Raw genomic sequence first — 18,284 nt, 5'->3', positions numbered from 1 at the left:
TTTCCATTTTCATATCTTTGTAATTTTCTAGGTATTACGATATAATGTTTGGGAACTTAATTTTTTTTCTAGAGGGTGAAGGTTACTTATGAAATCAATCTATTCTAAAGCTCAAATGGATTATATGAAGGCAAAAACAGTATTTGAGGGTAGAGCTAGTGTACTAGAGAAGACAATTGAAAAAACAAGTAAGACAAGAGAGATTACTCAAGAAGTAATGGAAGGGCTTGTCCTAGAGACTGGATTCCACGCTGCGTTCAACGAACTGTTAACAGCTGAGAATAACCTCATCGAATGGTCGCATGTTACTATAAAGCACGAAAAAACCTATCGTGAGAATAAGCAGCCGATCGAATCAATGTATGAACAGTTAAATGGAAGTCCTGAAATGAGAGCTCAAATTATTCAATTGGCAATGAAGATCCGGTAACAAAATGTAATAACTATATTATGAATACAAAGAACGTATGGCGCCGAAAGGCGTCTTTTTTTATGAGTGTATGGTTGCGATATGGAGAATAAGGGTAATAAATCATAAGTTGCTACTAGAATTAGTAACAAAAATGAAATTATTTAAAAAAAGGTGCAACTTTTTAGAAACTCGTGCGTCTAAGATATAGAGTCATTTAACGATGGACAAATGCCATAGGATATCCTAAAGAAGAAAAAGATCTATAAATTAGAAAATTTTTCTTTACGGCAACTTGGACCCATTGTATAATACTTAAAGTAGGCTTGGATACTAGTCTATTTCCGTTGAATTTCCGTTTACCAGTTTCTGTGATACCCGTCACAGACATCATTTATATTTATTTGCTCAACTCGAGGAAGGGGGTGTACGACTAATGAGTAACACGAGCTACCCATTTCAAGAAAATAAAAATAATGTTATGCACGCCCAAGGAGGAGAAAAAAAGGTTATGAAGAAAATTTTATCAGTAGCACTTTCTACAGCAATGGCATTCTCAATGTTTGCTTCTGTAGCATTCGGGGATACAGCAAAACTATCACCACAAGACAAGTTCGATGCATTGAAAGTTAAAGGTATTTTCTCAGGTGACACTGACGGTTTAGCACATCTTGAAAGAGATATGACTCGCGCTGAATTCGCTAAAGTAATCACTAAGGTTATGGGATTGAAAGAAATAACTGGTACTTATTCTTATAATGACAAAGGTTACAACAATCCTAAGAACTGGGCAGCACCTTTCATCGAAGCAGTATCTGCTGCTGGAGTTATGCAAGGTAAAGACCTAACTAAGAAATTGTTCGACCAAAAAGCTAATGTAACAGTTCAAGAATTGGCTGAAGTATTGGTTAAAGCAATGAAACTTGAAATCCCTACAAAGATTGATAACACTGCAACTGAATGGGCTAAAGGTTCTGTTCAAGCAGCAATCAACGCTGGATTGCTTAGCAAGGATCTTAACTTCCAAGCAAATGCAAATCGTTCATTGTTAGTAGAAGCAGCATTCGCAGCTGAAGCAGCATTGAATCCAGTTGTTCCTGTAGTAACTACTGCAACTAAGGTTGAAAAAGTAAGTGCAACTAACCTTAAAGAAGTAACTGTTGCTTTCGACGGTACTGTTGATGAAGATACTGCTACAGACGTAACTAACTATTCTTTGAAATCAGGTAAAGCACTTAAAACTGCTGTACTATCTGATGACAAGAAGACAGTTACAATTGAATTAGTAGGCACTCTTAACAATAATAAAGTTGACTATCTAACTGTATCAAACATCAAAGCTGGTACTATTATAGTTAATGCTAAGGATTCTGAATTCTCCATCGCGGACAATGAACTTCCTAAAGTAGAATCAGTTAAATCTTTAGGTACTAAATCCGTTAAAGTAGTATTCAGTGAGCCAGTACAATTGCCAGCACAAGGTAACTTTGAACTTGATGGTAAAACATACTTCGGTAAAATTACTCAACCTACGCTTAGAACAGTTGTATTAACACCATACAACACATCAGCTCTTTCTGTAGGAGATCACAAACTTGCTGTAGTCGGAGTTAAGGATCACGCTGGATTTGTTTCTCTAACAACTTCACATGATATTAAAGTTGTTGAAGACAAAGATGCTCCAACAATTACTGCTGCAACAGCAACTTTGGAAAGTGTAACTCTTACATTCTCTGAAGAAGTTGACCCAGAAACACTTGATGCTGATAATGTATACTGGAAATCAGGTTCAAGCAAACTTACTGCTACTGGATCTGCAACAGCTTTGGCTGACAACAAGTATAAATTTACTTTTGACAAAGCAAACTCTCTTCCAACTGGTGCAGTATTGATCTATGTTGATGGAGTTAAAGATTACTCCGGCAACCAAATTGCTAAGGATACTTCAATATCAGTAAATGCTGAAATTGATCAAACTCGTCCTGAAGTAAGAAAAGCAGAAGCGATTGACTCTAAACATATTCAAGTTACTTTCTCCAAGGCTCTTCTAGAAGATTCTGTTAAAGAAATCAAGAACTACAATGTACTTGATAAAGACGGAAAAGTAATTTCTGTGAAAGAAGCTAAAAGAGGTGGTAAAGATAACAACGTCATTACTATCGAATTGTATACTGCTTTGTCTACAGGTGGTAATAATGCGGTAACTATTAAAAACATCAAAGATAACACAAGACTTGGAAACACAATGCTTGATTTCAGTGGAAAAGTAAATTTAGCTGATGTTACGAATCCTAAATTAGATTCTAAATTGGTTAACAAAAACAGCCGCACTGTAATTGTTGGTTTTGATAAGAAAATGGATGCTGCTACACTTGCTGATCATTCTAACTACCATGTACAAATCAACGGTGATAGAGTTACTTTGACTCCTGAACTTGCTGATATTACTGTACTAAATGATAGCAACGCAGTATCAATTAAATTTGTTGAAACATACAAAGGTCAAGATGTTATATTCGCAGCTGGTAATTCTACATCAGCAAAACATATTCAAAAATTGTATGTTCTTGGTGTGAAAGATACGGCTGGTAACTTGGTAACAGAATTCAGTAATAACTCTGGTGACAATGTAATTCCTACTGATGCAGATCTTACTGTAGGATTGTCTACTATTGATAAAGACTATGCTGGATTTAAAGCGGCTCTAACAGCACAAAATACTATTGAAGTGAAACTATCTTCTGGTGTAACTAATGCTCCTAAAGAAGCTTTCACTGTTACTAGTGGTGGTACTGAAGTGAAAGTTAAGGAAGTTGTACTTAATGGAACTTCTACAGTTAAATTAAAATTGGTGGATGATTTCGGTACTGATGCTAGCTCTTTGAATGTATCTGTTGATGTTAACAGACTACAAACTCTAGCTGGAGTTTCTGCAGGAGTTCTACCACAATCAACTGCTGTATTGGATAAAGTAGCTCCAGTTGCTAAGTCTAATGTATCTGGTGGATACAAAAACCTTCAAGTAAGTGGTAATGACATTAAAGTTGAATTCTCTGAGCTAATTGACTTGGATAGATCAGCTAATGAAGATCTGCTTGCTAAAGACTTTGAAGTTATCCGTTATTCCGATAATAAGAAGTTGGTTGCTGGTATTGGGTTTGTAGTAAATGTTAATGCTCAAGATGTTACTATAACTCTTAAAGATAGCGCTGATAGAACTGCTGCTACTAAGTACACTGTGAACTTTGCAGGATCTAAGTATCTTACAGATAGATCTGTTGTGAAGAATGAAGTTGCTTCCTTTAGTGGTAAAGAAACTAATATGGATGTAGCTTTTACAAAAGCTGCAAAATTGACTGTAACAGGTCCTAGTACAATTGCAGTTGTTAATCCTGCTGTTCCTGTACAATATACTACTGTAGTTAAAGATCAAAATGATGTTGTAGATACTCATGCTACTGTGTCTTATGCAATTGTTGGTGCAGGTGCTACTGTTAGTGCAACTGGTGTTGTGACAGTAAACCCTACGGCAACAGCTGGATCTGTAATTCTGAGAGTGACTTCGACTTCAACATCGACTGCTACTCCTCCAGTTACTACTACTGGAACTACAGATTATACAATCTCCCTTACTAAGGGTGCTTCTGTAGTATCTAATGTTGTAGTATCACCTGCTACTAGTACTTCTGTTGCTGGTACACCAGTAACAAAAACATTTACAGCTGCTGTAAATGATCAATATGGTGCAGCTATAGTTGGTAGTGCAGTGAATTGGAGCCTAGTTGGTGCACCTGCTGGTGTATCGTTGTCAACAACAGGTGAATTGACTGTTGCTGGTTCTGTTGCTGCAGGTTCTTTCCAAGTAGTTGCAACATCAGCTGTTGACAGTTCTAAGTCTGGTTCTGTAGCACACACTATAACTGCTGCTCCATTAGTAGCAACAACAATTGATATTACAGGTGCTGCCGGAATCACTAAAGCAGCTGGAACTGTAACTGGAAATTATGTTGCATCTGTTAAAGATCAGAATGGTGCTGCTCTTGCAACTCAACCAACTGTTGCTTGGACAGTAACTGGTGATCCTGCTGTTACTGTTTCATCTACTGGTGTAGTTAGCGTTGGACCTACTGTAACTGCTGCTTCAGTAACACTTACAGCAACTGTAGGAACAATTACTAAGAATTTCACAATTACTATTAACTAAATTCTAGATGAATTGAATTTATTGTAGTAGTAAATTATCAAAAAGCGTGTTCTTGATCCTTTGATCAGGAGCACGTTTTTCCTATTTTGAATGAACCATTTAATATAATAACCAAGTTAACATGAAGAATACACCATAGCCTTCTTCATTGGTATGTGGTCTTTCATGTCTTATAGGAGTAGTGTGTCCGAATAGGATAAATACATACATTAAATGTCAAGCAAATAAACTGTACATCATATACAAAGGGAATAAACTTTATGTCGGTTATGAAAACGTGAGGTGCGCACAATGCTCCTATCGAGAAAAAACCGATGAAGGTGTAGCATAGTGGCTAGAAATAATCGCACAAGCGTACCGGAAAGTTGCAATATGATTAATCAAATGAAATATGAAATTGCTACTGAATTCGGATTAAATATAGGTGGAATGAGCAACAGAGATTGTTTCAATGGAGGCCATCTGAACTCAAGGGGGAATTGGCTCCGTTGGAGAGAGATTACGAGGCGCTTAATCCAGCAAGAAAGGCAGATTTTAATATAGAATAATAAATAATATATGAATCAATTTCATAATTCCAAATTCTAATTACTCTATAGTTTTTAGAGTGCAAGAAAACTGAATTCATTAGAAAGACAAGTTTATATTATAATCATGTATAAGATGAACATCAGCCCTAATTCCCTTCGAGGAGTTAGGGCTATTTCTATTTCAAGGAGGAATGAAGTTTGAATCATTACAAAGCTTCACAATCAAAGCCATTAGATCGACTAGAAGGAGAATTGGAAATGAAGAAACAGCCACAAAAGAGAATAAACATCGTTAGTGTTAAGTTGGTGAAGGAGTCAAGCCTACTGTACAAGGAAAGATCCATCCAATCACCGGAAGATGGATACAAACTAATAAAACATTTCCTAGGCGACTTAGACCGTGAAGCCTTCATCGTCATAAGTTTGGATACAAAGAATTCACCCGTCTTGATAAACATCTGTCACGTCGACAGCCTAAATGCTAGTATCGTTCACCCTAGGGAAGTAATGAAAGCGGCTATCCTCTCCAATGCGGCATCCATTTTGGTAGGACACAATCATCCTAGCGAAAACAGCTCCCCATCAAGAGAAGACATTGAAGTCACAACACGACTGGTAGAAGCCGGAAAGATCATCGGCATAGAACTGTTGGATTACATCATCGTTTGATAACTATCAATGAAAGAAGAGGGCTCACTGAAAGTAAGTGAAAATAGTGAAGGAACTGGATCGGTTTGTAACCACATTAGAATATGGATTTCAAGTAGAAGTGTATAGACAAGGAGTAAGCTATGGACGTAATGTTCGATAGTAAAGAAGGTGCAGAAGAGCTATGGATATGTCATGCTAAAATAGCCTCTGGAGGTGTAATATAATATTCTACTTGTTTTAAGGCTCTAATATCTCTATCATTAATAGAAATAAACAATCATAGAGGAGGAACATCATGAATAAAGCATGGAAAGTTGTAACAGCAGCAGTAATGTTCAGCAGTGTTGCTTGGGTTGGATCGATTCTGAATACAACAGCTAGTGGAGCAGGTTCTATTACACAACCGGGAACATCCGAGGACCCAGTTGTCACTAAGAGCTACGTAGATCAACAAATTCAAAAGGCATTGGGTGGAGGTACGACAATACCGACTCCAACGCCAGTCCCAACACCAACGCCAGTTCCTACAAATCCAACAGATAACGGAAATTCAAGTGCTAATGCACTTGTTGTCGTTGACGTTAAGCCTGGAGAGACGCTTATCGCTAATGCAGGAACTGAATTTATAGTACGAAATGGTAAGGCGGTTATTTATAGTCCCGATGCTAATGGAGTGCCTGACTTGACGGCTGGATTAGATATCAAGAGTGGACAACCAGTAACAACAAACCATTTATTATCCTTCCCAAGAGAAGGGCGCGGTATTACGGTTCAAGATGGACAGAAATACGGTTTAGTTGTTATGGCCCGCGGTAGTTATATTATCCAATAAGGTTATCCGTATTATTGCCAGTAGTAGCAATCTTTTATACGTGTAATCCGAATCATTATGCAAATAATACTCTTGCAAGTACTTTTATGCGAAGAGGTGTTCATTATAATGACAAGAAATAATCGGACAGTTGTACCGGCGAGTCGGAAGATGATTGATCAAATGAAGTATGAAATTGCAGCGGAATTTGGTCTACATGTAGGTGGATATGGAAATACAGCAGGATTAGATACTGAGTTTGCTTCGGATCTTGGTTCTGTTGGAGGCCATACCAATCATGGACGGGAAAGCTGGGGTCATTTGACATCAAGAGAAAACGGATCTGTTGGTGGAGAAATTACGAAGCGTTTAATTCGCCAAGCTGAGCAAAGTTTTTTATAAATGCACTTCATTAATAGGTTATGTATCACAGCATTGTTAACGCTATCATGCTATACGTTGGGATTCAGATTGATTGACACCGTTTGACAAATAAGTTAATATGACCTTTGAGGATTGTTAGCGACCTTTTCCAATTGGGAAAGGTTCATTTTTTTCTTATTGGGAGGTTACATTATGTCAATTAAAGGACGTCATCTGTTTACATCTGAGTCCGTTACCGAAGGACATCCAGATAAAATATGCGACCAGATTTCTGATGCTGTGTTGGATGCATTCTTGGCGAACGATCCAAATGCACGCGTTGCGTGTGAAGTGGCTGTAGCTACGGGGTTAGTTCTAGTTATCGGGGAAATTAGTACGAATTCTGATTATGTTGATATTCCATCCATCGTTAGAAACACAATTAAGGAAATTGGATACACACGTGCTAAATATGGTTTTGACTATAATACATGTGCTGTACTCACTTCATTGAATGAACAATCTGCAGATATAGCTCAAGGTGTAAATGCAGCGATAGAAAACCGTGATCTTGATCAAATGGATAAGGAAACGGCAGATATCGGCGCAGGAGACCAAGGACTAATGTTTGGTTTTGCAACGAATGAGACACCAGAACTTATGCCACTTCCTATCGCATTAGCACATCGTATTTCACGTCAACTCTCAGCTGTACGTAAAGATGGTACGTTAGATTACTTGCGTCCAGATGGAAAGACACAAGTGACGATTGAATATATAGATGATAAGCCAGTACGTGTTGACACGATCGTTGTATCTACACAACATGCTGAAGAAATAACATTAGAGCAGATTCAAGCTGATATTAGAGAACACGTGATTCTTCCGGTTGTTCCTGCAGCATTGCTCGATGAGAATACTAAATACTTTATCAATCCAACAGGACGTTTCGTTATTGGTGGTCCTCAAGGGGATGCAGGTCTAACTGGACGTAAGATCATCGTTGATACATACGGTGGTTATGCACGTCATGGAGGCGGAGCATTCTCTGGTAAGGATCCTACGAAGGTAGACCGTTCAGCTGCTTATGCAGCACGTTACGTTGCTAAGAACCTTGTAGCAGCTGGTCTTGCAGATAAATGTGAGATTCAATTGGCTTATGCCATTGGTGTAGCTACGCCGGTATCGATTAATGTGGATACTTATGGTACGGGTAAAGTGAGTGAAGAGAAGTTAGTGGAGCTAATCCAGAAGAACTTTGATCTTCGCCCAGCAGGCATCATTAATATGCTTGACTTACGTCGTCCGATTTACAAACAGACAGCAGCTTATGGACATTTCGGTCGTACAGATCTAGATGTACCTTGGGAGCAAGTCGACAAAGCGGATCTATTGAAGGAACAAGCCGGACTGTAAGTGTTTGGTTTGAAATATAAAGCGGATATCTTTTCCCTTGAGGGAAGGATATCCGCTTTTGTGTATTTATTTATCAATTTACATGGACGAACTCACTACTAAGGCTGGAGATTTAGGGGTTCTTTGGTTATCACTTCCTACCTCCATGGCAATATCGGATCCATTCTATCAATATTATACGGCGGTTTCTAAACTTGTAGGCACATTTGACCGTTAATATATGTAGGTATGTCCTTGAAGATAGAGCGGCGAGAAATATACATAGAAGGTTTAATTGAAAGGGGAACGTAAGTAATGAGGAAGAAGATTTCTATAGGAATTGTATTAATGATGGTGGTAAATATGCTACTTGGAGCAATGGTATCCGTAGCCGGAGCGGCAGCTGGGGGAAATCCGATTGTAATTACGATGGAACCAACGAATGGAGCAAAAGGGGTTCCGGTGGACACGAAGCAAATTCAACTGACTTTTGATCGAAATGTGAAGATGAGTGAGGGTGTAATTGAAGTGTCGGTTGATAAAAGTGCAGCTGTAGTTACTCAGTCCATTACAGCGCAACCCTATGTTATACGCGGATACGATGTAACAATACCTACTAATACTTTAGTTAACGGTACTACTTATCATGTGAAGATAAAAGCTGGAACATTTGTAGAGGCAAGCACAGGGCTCAATCCAAATGAAGACTTTGATATGTCATTTACTACGCTTTCCACCCAAGGTAGTATAACGCAACCTGTGATTAGCGTAAGAACTCCGGATATTGGCAAGATAGTTAGCGGAGATTCGACATATTTGAAGATTACTTTTGATAAAGCTGTTGTTCATAATACGGGATCTGTGTCCGTTATTCGGGCGTCTGATAACCAGATTTTATCCAAAACGTCCGTAGAAGACGCATCCATAAAGATCGATAGCATTGACAAATCGGTTTCTTGGACAGTTACTGGTCTGAGTCCTGGTGAACGGTATTATGTTCTGATTGACAAGGGTGCGTTCAAGGACATAGATGATCATCTGTTTGCGGGTATCAATAGTGCTCAGGAATGGTATTTCAATGTTAAGGGAAATCCGGTGTCATGGGATGTTACGGTTCCTACGGTACCAGCTGCAAATGTAACAGGTATTGCAACTACAGGTAGCATTTCATTGAACTTCAGTCGTCCTGTATATCCAGATAAGGGAATAATCTTTCTAGAGACGGAAGGGAAGCTTGTAAAGGGGTTTGAAGTGACTTCATCTGATGTGAAGGGTGGGGGAACAAATAAGATAACACTTACGCTACCAACGAATATGTCATACAACAAGACATATACAGTTACTGTACCGGAGGGATCTTTTAAAGATAGTGATAATAATGCTCCGTTGAAAAAGGTTTGGTCCTTTACGACTGGAACAACAACGTCGACTGTATTGACATTGAGTTCATTGTCTCCCAACGACCGAAGTACCAATAATGGGATTACAACAAGTATAGAAGCTACATTCAGCCGAAATATAGCAATACAGAATGCTTCGGGAGTTACACTTAAGAAACAAGGTACGACTACAGCTATTCCTGCTTCGGTAATTGCTTCAGGTAAGCAATTAATAATCAGGCCATCCGCTAATCTTCAAGAAGGAACGACATATTATGTCGATATAACAAACGGCGCAATTACAGATCTTGCAACAGGTGAGTTATTTGTGGGTCTTAGTGGTACGTCAGGTTGGACATTTCAGACGATGGTATCCGACAAAACAGCACCCGTCATTCAGAACGCAACGATGTATAGTAATTCGGTCATACGACTGCAGTACAATAAAACGCTGGATTCCTCGATCAATTTGTTGACGTCCAGTTTTAACGTGACTGTGAACGGAGAGACGCGTCCACTCAGCAGTGCCTATGTTTCTGGTGAGAGTGTATATGTTACTTTGGTCACAGGGGTGGCTGTTGGGCAGGTCGTGCGAATTACTTACACTGGAAACAGTGTCAGACCTATACAGGATTTGTCTAAGAATATAGTAGCATCGCTATCTAGTAAGGAAGTGACGAACGGTATAGATACGGTGTTACCGAAACCGACCGACGGATACGTATCGGGAAGTACGCTAACGCTAACTTTTAGCGAAAGTCTCAATAGTCTTTCCAATAGTAGTTATGCATATAATCAATTTTCGGTTATAGCTGACGGGTATTCGAAAGGGATAAGTAGTATTTATCAGAGTGGACGAACGGTTACGTTATATCTATCTAGCTCAGTATCAAATGGGGAAATTGTGAAAGTGTCCTATTCACCAGGATCTTACCCATTGCAAGATTATCGGGGACAGAATATTTCCGCGTTTAATGATTATTTTGTAAGGAATGCATATGATACGAAACCTCCTGAATTGACCGGGATAGAAGGAAGTAGTAATAAAGTTATACTTACCTATAATGAAGCATTGAGGACGAGTGGAATTCCGATGAAGAGTCAATTCTCGGTTCTCGTAAATAACGCGGCTGTATATGTGACAAATGTGGAGATCCTGTCGAATCAGGTATTCCTTACACTCGCGTCTTCTTTTACTGCGGATCAAGGTGTGACGTTATCGTATGTATCTGGCGTCGGTGGGATTGCGGATTTGAACGGAAATCTGGCTGGATATATTAATCTGCAACCCATCAATTATAGCTTGGTGGCAGAAGGAATCCGTTCAGCAACCGTTCGGGGTGATACGATTACGATCGTATATAATAAGACGTTGAAATCAATGGCGCTTCTACCGGTCAACCAGTTCTATGTGTCAGTCGATAAGGCTGATCGTGGAGTACAGACTGCGACAGTAAGCGGGGATACCGTCACATTGAAGTTGAGTTCAGCGGTTACATCTGGGCAAGTCGTACTGTTATCTTATATGACAGGGTCTACACCCTTATATGATAATCAGGGGAATATAATCAAAGCCTACAATGGCATGCCAGTTCAGAACTTAAGTGGTGCGGGGACGACGACAGGCAATGTGAATCAGCCTGACTACATTACGGTGATTTCTACTGGAGATTTCGGCAAGGGTGGTTATTTGCTAAATTCTGGCGCGGCACAGGCGTCAGAGAGTCGTTCTCGCAGTGGACAGAGTATTAGGAAATACACGCTTGATCAAGTAAAAGTACTAGGTGGATTGAAATATATAACTAATAATAACGTAAGTAAAATGCTCGTCTTTGAGGTCCCTTCTACCGAGAAGGCGGCTGAAGTAACGATTCCATTAAGTGCATTAATGGAAGTGTATAGTACTGGGAAGAGTAGCTCCATTGCGATTAGATACAAGGATGTTATGTACGAGCTCCCAATCGATAAGATTGGTTATACGGAAATCGCACGGGTACTGGGGACATCATCGTTGAACACGGTAAACCTGACAATTCAAATGGAATCGGTACCTAGATCTCGATTGTCAGTGGTAACTTCGAACAATGGTGTTACGACGACGCCTCTTGTGGACCCGATCGAGTTATTTATTACGGCACACAACGGATCATTCTCTTCGAGTGCGGGAGCAATATCACATACAGGGCAGCTTTACTTACGCGCTTCGAGTAATTTAGCATCAACTAAGGAGGCTTTATTGGTTAAGTACAATGCAGCGGCGGGTTCCCTTTCATTCGTACCATCAAGTGTAACTGGTAGCCCAACAGCCATGTTATTCAGTGGTAAGGTCAGTGGGAATTCTGTTATCGGACCAGCAATCGGATACAGCTATTACTCGGATACGATGAAGCATTGGGCTAAAGAAGCAATTTTGGAGCTATCCCAGAAATTGATTGTGGAGTCGCGCCCAAGCTCCGGAGATAAGTTCGAACCGGACAAAAATATTACACGAGCGGAGTTCGCTGTATTTATTGCGAAAGGATTGGGTCTGGCTGGAGAGGAAACAAGTCGTTTCCCTGATGTGACATCGGGCACGACTGGAGCATATATCGGGGCTGCAGCTAAGGCAGGAATTATTACAGGTAACTCTGACGGAACGTTCAAGCCGAACAGCAACGTTACACGTGAGCAAATGGCCTTAATGATGGTACGGGCTATGGAGTACGCTGGGCCTAGTATTTCTCTTAACGGAACATCTGCTCAGACATTAGCAAGATTTAAGGATGCTGCGAAAATCCAGTCCAAAGATTTAGTAGCAAAAGCCGTGAAGGAAGGTATCATTCAAGGCATCACGATCAACACCTTCCAGCCACAAGGTAATGCAACTCGCGCACAAGCGGCAGTCATGCTGAAACGTGTCTTAGACAAATTGAAATACTTATAGTAAGTAGTACAAGAATGAGAAACACCTATTGCCATTAATTTGGTTTTGGGTGTTTCTTTTTGCTTATGGCGTTAATGATTAGTGAAGTCATTTGCGAGATTATAGAACAAGTTGGGGAATTATCGTAACTTTTCCTCTTAAAAGTAGTCTATTATATGTAACCTATAATAATTTTCGGTAATTTTGCGTGCAAATATATGATATCGCTAACAAGATGGGAGATTAATCATTCATGAACAGAAACGTACAACAAATTCAGAACAAAGTGGCAATTTTAAAGGGGAAGAAGTGGATTGTCGTAACGCTGGCAGGTCTATTATGGATCGCCCCAATTGTAGGAGAGGGACTTTCATTACCAGGTACAACGAAAGGTTCAGTAGCTAACGCAGCGTCCACATCCGTCAAGAAGCTCGGAGAAGAGATCATTACTTCCGGAGCTATCCTATACAAATATCAATTTTCTTCGACACGTTCTGGTAAACAAGCTACTGCACTCGCGGATGTCATTCGAGTAGATTTGCAAAATTCAAATGTGAAAATCGATGCTATGAATGGTGTAGGTGGCAAGTTTACGACAAGACAAAGCACACAAGGTATGGCCAAGGAAAATGGCGCCGTAGCTGCAGTGAATGGAGATTATTACATTACAAGTGGTCCTGGAGCACAATGGGCTCCTTTGGGTGGTCAAATAACGAATGGTGTATTGATGGCTACACCTGCAGATTTGAAAGGGATGTATTCCTTTACGGTGTCTAAAGACGGGAAACCGATGATTGATGAGTACGCTTTTAACGGATCTGTAAAGGCTCAAGATGGTTCGGTATTCCCATTATCAGGAATTAACAAGACGACTTACTCTCCGGAAGGTACGAGTTCGCCTTACAGTCATGTGAATGCGATGTATATGTATACAAGTAACTGGAAATCATTAGATCGTCCTAGTGATAGTTCGACGACTGCTACTGAAATTCTTGTACAGAATGGCATCATTTCGCAAATATCTTATAAAGCTCCGTTGAGTATATCTGTACCAGAGGATGGTTATATTCTTCGTGCACACGGAACAGCTGCTGAATTTGCCAATACGCACTTTGTTATCGGCCAGCCATTGAATGTAAGTTCTTCGCTCTTATCAGAGACGACAGGCCAACAGGTTGATCCTGCCAGTCTTCAAATGATGATCGGTGGACATACGCTTCTTGTCAACGGAGGGAAGGCATCTGCTTTCACTAGAGATGTAGCAAGTATTGGAGGATATCGTGCTCGAACAGCACTTGGGTATTCACAGGATGGGCGATATGCCTATATTGTGACTGCAGAGGATAATAGCAATAGCTCAGGGATGTCATTACCTGAACTTCAAGCATTTATGGTGAACATCGGCGTATGGAAAGCGATGAATCTAGATGGTGGTGGATCCACTACGATGGTTACCCGCCCTTTAGCTGAGAATAACGCGACACTTACGTTTAATACGGAATATGGTACGACACAACGAAGTATCGTCAATTCTCTTGGTGTATTTAGTACGGCACCTAAGGGACAATTGTTAGGATTTAAAATAAGCGGAAGTGATGCTCTATTAATCGGGCAAGAGAGTTCTTATAGTCTGAAAGGGTATGACACTTACTATAACCCGATAGATTCGTCACAGATCAACCCTACGTGGACGTCTAGCAATGGTAATGTCAAAGTAAGTGGAGGCAAGATCATTGGGGTTCAACCGGGTACAGCGACCATTACAGCGGTTAGCGGGTCAGCAAAGGTAAGTACGAAAGTTACCGTTCTAGGAGCAGATGAACTAACAAGTCTGACTGCAGCGAATTCAACAGCACCACTCACAGTAGGTACAACCGTATCTATTCCTGTGACTGCCGTGACAAAGAGTGGACAAAGTATAGCGATTCCTGCTAGCTCTTTGAAATGGGAGTTCGTTGGGTTTAAAGGAAATGTACAAGGAGATACCTTGACCATGACTTCCGTTAATGCGAATGCGAAGGTTGGGTATGCTATTGGTCGATATAATGGATTCAGTACAGTCGTAGTATTATCTGAGGCTGGTAATAGTATGTGGGAGAACTTTGAGAATGTTAGTTATCCTATTCAATTCACAAGCAATCTGAACGAAGTGAAAGGTTCCGCTACCATTACCCAAGGAACGGGTGATCATGCGAAATCTAAAGTGATGAGTCTTCAATATGATATGACACAAGGACTCGGCAAAATGTATGCGTACGCGCAATTAAATGGAACAGTAGGGAAGGAAGTCTCTGCGGCAGCCACTACAATGTCAGTAGATGTACAAGGAGATAAGAGTCTGAATTGGCTTCGCGCAGAGCTGACGGATAAGTCAGGTAAGACGATCTATGTGGATCTTGCGAAGGTGATTGATTGGGAAGGTTGGAAGACTCTCAATATTGATTTAAGTGGACTTAATATTCAATATCCAGCGCAGCTGAAACGATTCTATGTTGTGAATGTGGAAGAAGGACAGGATGAACGCGCATTGACTGGAACCGTTGCCTTTGACAATATTCAGTTTATGATCCCATCATTATCTGGCGATGCAGGTCTTCCTCAAGCGCAAGCAGTCATGACCATTGGTCAGAAATCGATGACGGTTAACGGAACTAAGAAGGCCATGGATGTTGCACCGATCGTTCAAAATAACAGTACGTATGTACCGATTCGTTATGTTGTCGATGCATTTGGAGGAAGTGCGAACTGGGATGCTGCTAATCAGAGAATTACTGTGTTACGGGGTGCGAAATTATTAGATCTTACAGTGAATAAGAAAGAATTCATTCTTAACGGTAAACGTTCTAGTGCTATAGTAGCACCCATTGTGAAACAAAGTAGAACATTAGTCCCTCTTCGGTTAGTTTCTGAACAATTAGGTCTAAAAGTTACGTGGAATCAGGTCACGAAGACCATCACAATTGATTCGTGATATGTTATGATATGGAGTAGTGAATGAACATTGAAGTAAGAAATGGAGTAACACTTGAGTGGACTTTCAAGCTGAAGCTATAGACCGTGTCATTAAAAATGCCATCGAAGTGGTGGAAAATAGTAAACTTCAAATGTTTGAGATTCTAGAGAGTGCTCGAGATGAGCTGAACACGCTGAATCAAGAGCTTCAGTTCGTGGTGAAAGAAACGGTAGACACCTTAGAAAAGGTAGATCTACTGGAGCTAAGCTATCGGCGTTCACGTATCCGACTCACGGAAGTGAGTCGGGACTTTGTTCGCTATAAGGAAGAGGACATTAGACAAGCGTATGAGAAAGCGACTCAGCTCCAACTTGATGTGATGATTTATCGTGAGAAAGAAATGTATCTCAAAGCGAGACGTGATGAACTACAAATCAGAACTCGAAATGTAGAGAATTCAGTGGAACGTGCTGAAGTCATTGGATCACAGATGAGCGTTGTCATGGAATATTTATCGGGAGAAATAAGTCAAGTAGGACGTATTATTGAGACTGCTAAGAATCGTCAGCTTATAGGGTTGAAGATTATCTTGGCACAAGAAGAAGAACGCAAACGAATTGCCCGAGAGATCCACGATGGTCCTGCTCAATTGCTCGCCAATCTAGTGCTTAGGACGGAAATTGTAGAAAGAATGCTAGTGAAGCAGGAATTTAAGATGGTTCAGGACGAAATAGTAGACTTGAAGGGACAAGTACGTGCGAGTCTCGAAGAAATACGGAAAGTTATTTTCAATCTACGTCCAATGGCTTTGGATGACTTGGGCCTAATTCCAACACTCCGTAAGTTTATTTATGATTTTGAGGAGAAAATGAGAATTCGTACGTTGATTGAAACAAGAGGTAAAGAACATCGTCTATCCTCTGCAATGGAGGCGGCCATTTACCGGCTTGTACAAGAGGCTTTAACGAACGTCGCTAAACATGCACAAGCGTCTTATGTTGTTGTGGAGATGACCTATCAAGCGAAAATGGTGAAGATCGTTGTACAAGACAATGGTTGCGGGTTAAGGCTTGATCAATTAGAAAAGAAAAGTCAGGATCATTTCGGTATCATTGGGATGCGTGAAAGGGTCGAACTCCTTGACGGGAGAATGGAGATCGAGTCTGCATTGAACGATGGAACCAAGATCATAATCCATATCCCTACAAACGTGGATAAGAGAAAGGGGTAACGCAATGGACAATCGGGATTCTGGAAAAACAACCATAAAAGTTCTCTTAGCTGATGATCATCAATTGTTTCGCGAAGGTCTGAAGCGTATTCTGAACATGGAAGAGGATATGGAAGTCATCGGAGAATGTGGCGATGGAATTCAAGTACTTGAGTTCTGTAATGAGGTTAAACCTGACATTGTACTGATGGACATTAATATGCCATTAGAGAATGGTGTAGAAGCAACAGAGAAACTTCGAGGACTATTCCCAGACATCAAAGTCATCATCTTGTCTATTCATGATGATGAGAGTTACGTGTTTGAGACACTGCGTAAAGGTGCCAATGGATATTTACTGAAAGACATGGAGGCAGAGTCTCTTATTAATGCGATTCGCTCGGTACATCAAGGGTATGCCTTTATTCATCCTAAAGTAACAGGTAAACTGATTCAACAGTTACGCCGTATGACTTACGTGAATGAAGCTGGGGCCGTGAATGAAAGATCGGACAAGGAAGCCGGTGTGAAATTTGTAGGTGGAGAGAATAATCCACTGACTCGCCGTGAAGCTGAAGTGTTGCGTCTTATGGCTGAAGGAAAGAGTAATAAGATGATTGGGGAATTTCTCTTTATCAGTGAAAAGACAGTTAAGAATCACGTCAGTAGCATCCTTCAAAAGATGGAAGTTGATGATCGCACGCAAGCGGTTATTAATGCCATTAAATATGGTTGGGTAACCCTTTAACAAATTACATATGAATGTAGCCGTTCCTTTTCTCGAAGGTGTGGGCGGGATGCTCATATCTTGTCACCGAGGCTTCTCTATCAGCATATATTGTTGGTGAAGAGGGAGGTGAAGCTCCATGGTCATCCAATTAATCTGGATTGCTGTCATTTATGGGTTGGCAATTGCCATCGTTCATGGATTATACGCCACAACCTATAAAGTGAAGGGGAATCGACGAAAGGAATATCATAACGATTATATACTTGTAACGTATAACCATGAACGTAAGATTGAATGGTATATACGTGCGTTGTGGTTGTATGCTTTTCAGAAAGGTAAGACATTGCGTGTTCTGGTTATTGATCAAGGCTCAAGTGATGAAACAGTGAGTATGATTCACACCATGCGTGATTGGTCAGGACTTGATCTATCTGTAAAAGTCTGTGCAGGAGTCGTAGATGGAGATGATATGTTAGGCTATTTACCACTCACGAGCACTGAAGGACCCATATGGATAGATTTAAGAATACCGCAGGAGGATAGGCGCATTCCCTATGTGCAGGGTTAATAATATATGGTGGTGTAGATGACGGGTAGCAATTGTATAGGTAGATAGATTGAACTAAAGACGAACTCCCATAATCATGATTCCCATTAGGAATGATTGAACGTGTGAGCGCATACTTTAGTTCAATCTATAACGTAAGGTGTGAAGCACACTCTCCAAGATCAGGACTCTGGGAGAAT

General features: G+C 40.4%; 12 protein-coding genes. All 12 read left to right on the top strand.

From position 1 onward, the window contains the following. Positions 1-88: 88 nt before the first annotated feature. The 12 genes from BW961_RS18945 to BW961_RS18890 all read left to right on the top strand — a co-directional run bounded on the left by BW961_RS18945 (position 89) and on the right by BW961_RS18890 (position 18,105). Complete coding sequence (locus BW961_RS18945; protein ID WP_068584089.1) at positions 89-430, top strand: hypothetical protein; 342 nt, start codon at positions 89-91, stop codon at positions 428-430. Between the two features lie 415 nt (positions 431-845). Beyond that, positions 846-4,613: an autotransporter outer membrane beta-barrel domain-containing protein gene (locus BW961_RS18940; RefSeq protein ID WP_068584091.1), complete on the top strand. Its 3,768-nt coding sequence runs from the start codon at positions 846-848 to the stop codon at positions 4,611-4,613. Positions 4,614-4,943: 330 nt separating this feature from the next. After that, positions 4,944-5,156 (top strand): small, acid-soluble spore protein, alpha/beta type, encoded by a 213-nt coding sequence (locus BW961_RS18935; RefSeq protein ID WP_076576949.1) that lies wholly within the window; start codon positions 4,944-4,946, stop codon positions 5,154-5,156. Positions 5,157-5,401: 245 nt separating this feature from the next. Further along, positions 5,402-5,812, top strand: coding sequence for a JAB domain-containing protein (locus tag BW961_RS18930; protein WP_068584437.1), 411 nt, complete (start codon positions 5,402-5,404; stop codon positions 5,810-5,812). 277 nt (positions 5,813-6,089) lie between these two features. Then, positions 6,090-6,626: a hypothetical protein gene (locus BW961_RS18925; RefSeq protein WP_068584093.1), complete on the top strand. Its 537-nt coding sequence runs from the start codon at positions 6,090-6,092 to the stop codon at positions 6,624-6,626. Between the two features lie 108 nt (positions 6,627-6,734). Beyond that, positions 6,735-7,007 (top strand): alpha/beta-type small acid-soluble spore protein, encoded by a 273-nt coding sequence (locus tag BW961_RS18920; RefSeq protein ID WP_068584097.1) that lies wholly within the window; start codon positions 6,735-6,737, stop codon positions 7,005-7,007. A gap of 174 nt (positions 7,008-7,181) precedes the next feature. After that, positions 7,182-8,384: a methionine adenosyltransferase gene (gene metK, locus BW961_RS18915; protein ID WP_068584100.1), complete on the top strand. Its 1,203-nt coding sequence runs from the start codon at positions 7,182-7,184 to the stop codon at positions 8,382-8,384. A 294-nt stretch (positions 8,385-8,678) separates the two neighbouring features. Beyond that, a complete protein-coding gene (locus tag BW961_RS18910; protein WP_068584103.1) occupies positions 8,679-12,665 on the top strand; it encodes an Ig-like domain-containing protein in 3,987 nt (1,328 codons plus the stop codon). Between the two features lie 232 nt (positions 12,666-12,897). Beyond that, positions 12,898-15,615, top strand: coding sequence for a stalk domain-containing protein (locus BW961_RS18905; protein ID WP_068584106.1), 2,718 nt, complete (start codon positions 12,898-12,900; stop codon positions 15,613-15,615). Positions 15,616-15,673: 58 nt separating this feature from the next. Further along, a complete protein-coding gene (locus BW961_RS18900; protein ID WP_068584109.1) occupies positions 15,674-16,828 on the top strand; it encodes a sensor histidine kinase in 1,155 nt (384 codons plus the stop codon). Positions 16,829-16,832: 4 nt separating this feature from the next. Further along, positions 16,833-17,555: a response regulator transcription factor gene (locus tag BW961_RS18895; protein ID WP_068595460.1), complete on the top strand. Its 723-nt coding sequence runs from the start codon at positions 16,833-16,835 to the stop codon at positions 17,553-17,555. Between the two features lie 118 nt (positions 17,556-17,673). Then, complete coding sequence (locus tag BW961_RS18890) at positions 17,674-18,105, top strand: glycosyltransferase family A protein (RefSeq protein ID WP_068584114.1); 432 nt, start codon at positions 17,674-17,676, stop codon at positions 18,103-18,105. Positions 18,106-18,284: the final 179 nt, after the last annotated feature.

The organism is Paenibacillus macquariensis, assembly GCF_900156375.1.
GTDB lineage: Bacteria > Bacillota > Bacilli > Paenibacillales > Paenibacillaceae > Paenibacillus_AQ > Paenibacillus_AQ macquariensis.
The sequence above is the reverse complement of the archived record's forward strand: the minus strand, read 5'-3'. Positions and strand labels throughout refer to the sequence as shown.

Bases quoted from the DNA above. Each gene is read 5' to 3' on its own strand.
- BW961_RS18890 (WP_068584114.1), top strand. From the start codon at position 17,674: ATGGTCATCCAATTAATCTGGATTGCTGTCATTTATGGGTTGGCAATT.
- BW961_RS18895 (WP_068595460.1), top strand. From the start codon at position 16,833: ATGGACAATCGGGATTCTGGAAAAACAACCATAAAAGTTCTCTTAGCT.
- BW961_RS18940 (WP_068584091.1), top strand. From the start codon at position 846: ATGAGTAACACGAGCTACCCATTTCAAGAAAATAAAAATAATGTTATG.
- BW961_RS18910 (WP_068584103.1), top strand. From the start codon at position 8,679: ATGAGGAAGAAGATTTCTATAGGAATTGTATTAATGATGGTGGTAAAT.
- metK (WP_068584100.1), top strand. From the start codon at position 7,182: ATGTCAATTAAAGGACGTCATCTGTTTACATCTGAGTCCGTTACCGAA.
- BW961_RS18920 (WP_068584097.1), top strand. From the start codon at position 6,735: ATGACAAGAAATAATCGGACAGTTGTACCGGCGAGTCGGAAGATGATT.
- BW961_RS18925 (WP_068584093.1), top strand. From the start codon at position 6,090: ATGAATAAAGCATGGAAAGTTGTAACAGCAGCAGTAATGTTCAGCAGT.
- BW961_RS18930 (WP_068584437.1), top strand. From the start codon at position 5,402: ATGAAGAAACAGCCACAAAAGAGAATAAACATCGTTAGTGTTAAGTTG.
- BW961_RS18945 (WP_068584089.1), top strand. From the start codon at position 89: ATGAAATCAATCTATTCTAAAGCTCAAATGGATTATATGAAGGCAAAA.
- BW961_RS18905 (WP_068584106.1), top strand. From the start codon at position 12,898: ATGAACAGAAACGTACAACAAATTCAGAACAAAGTGGCAATTTTAAAG.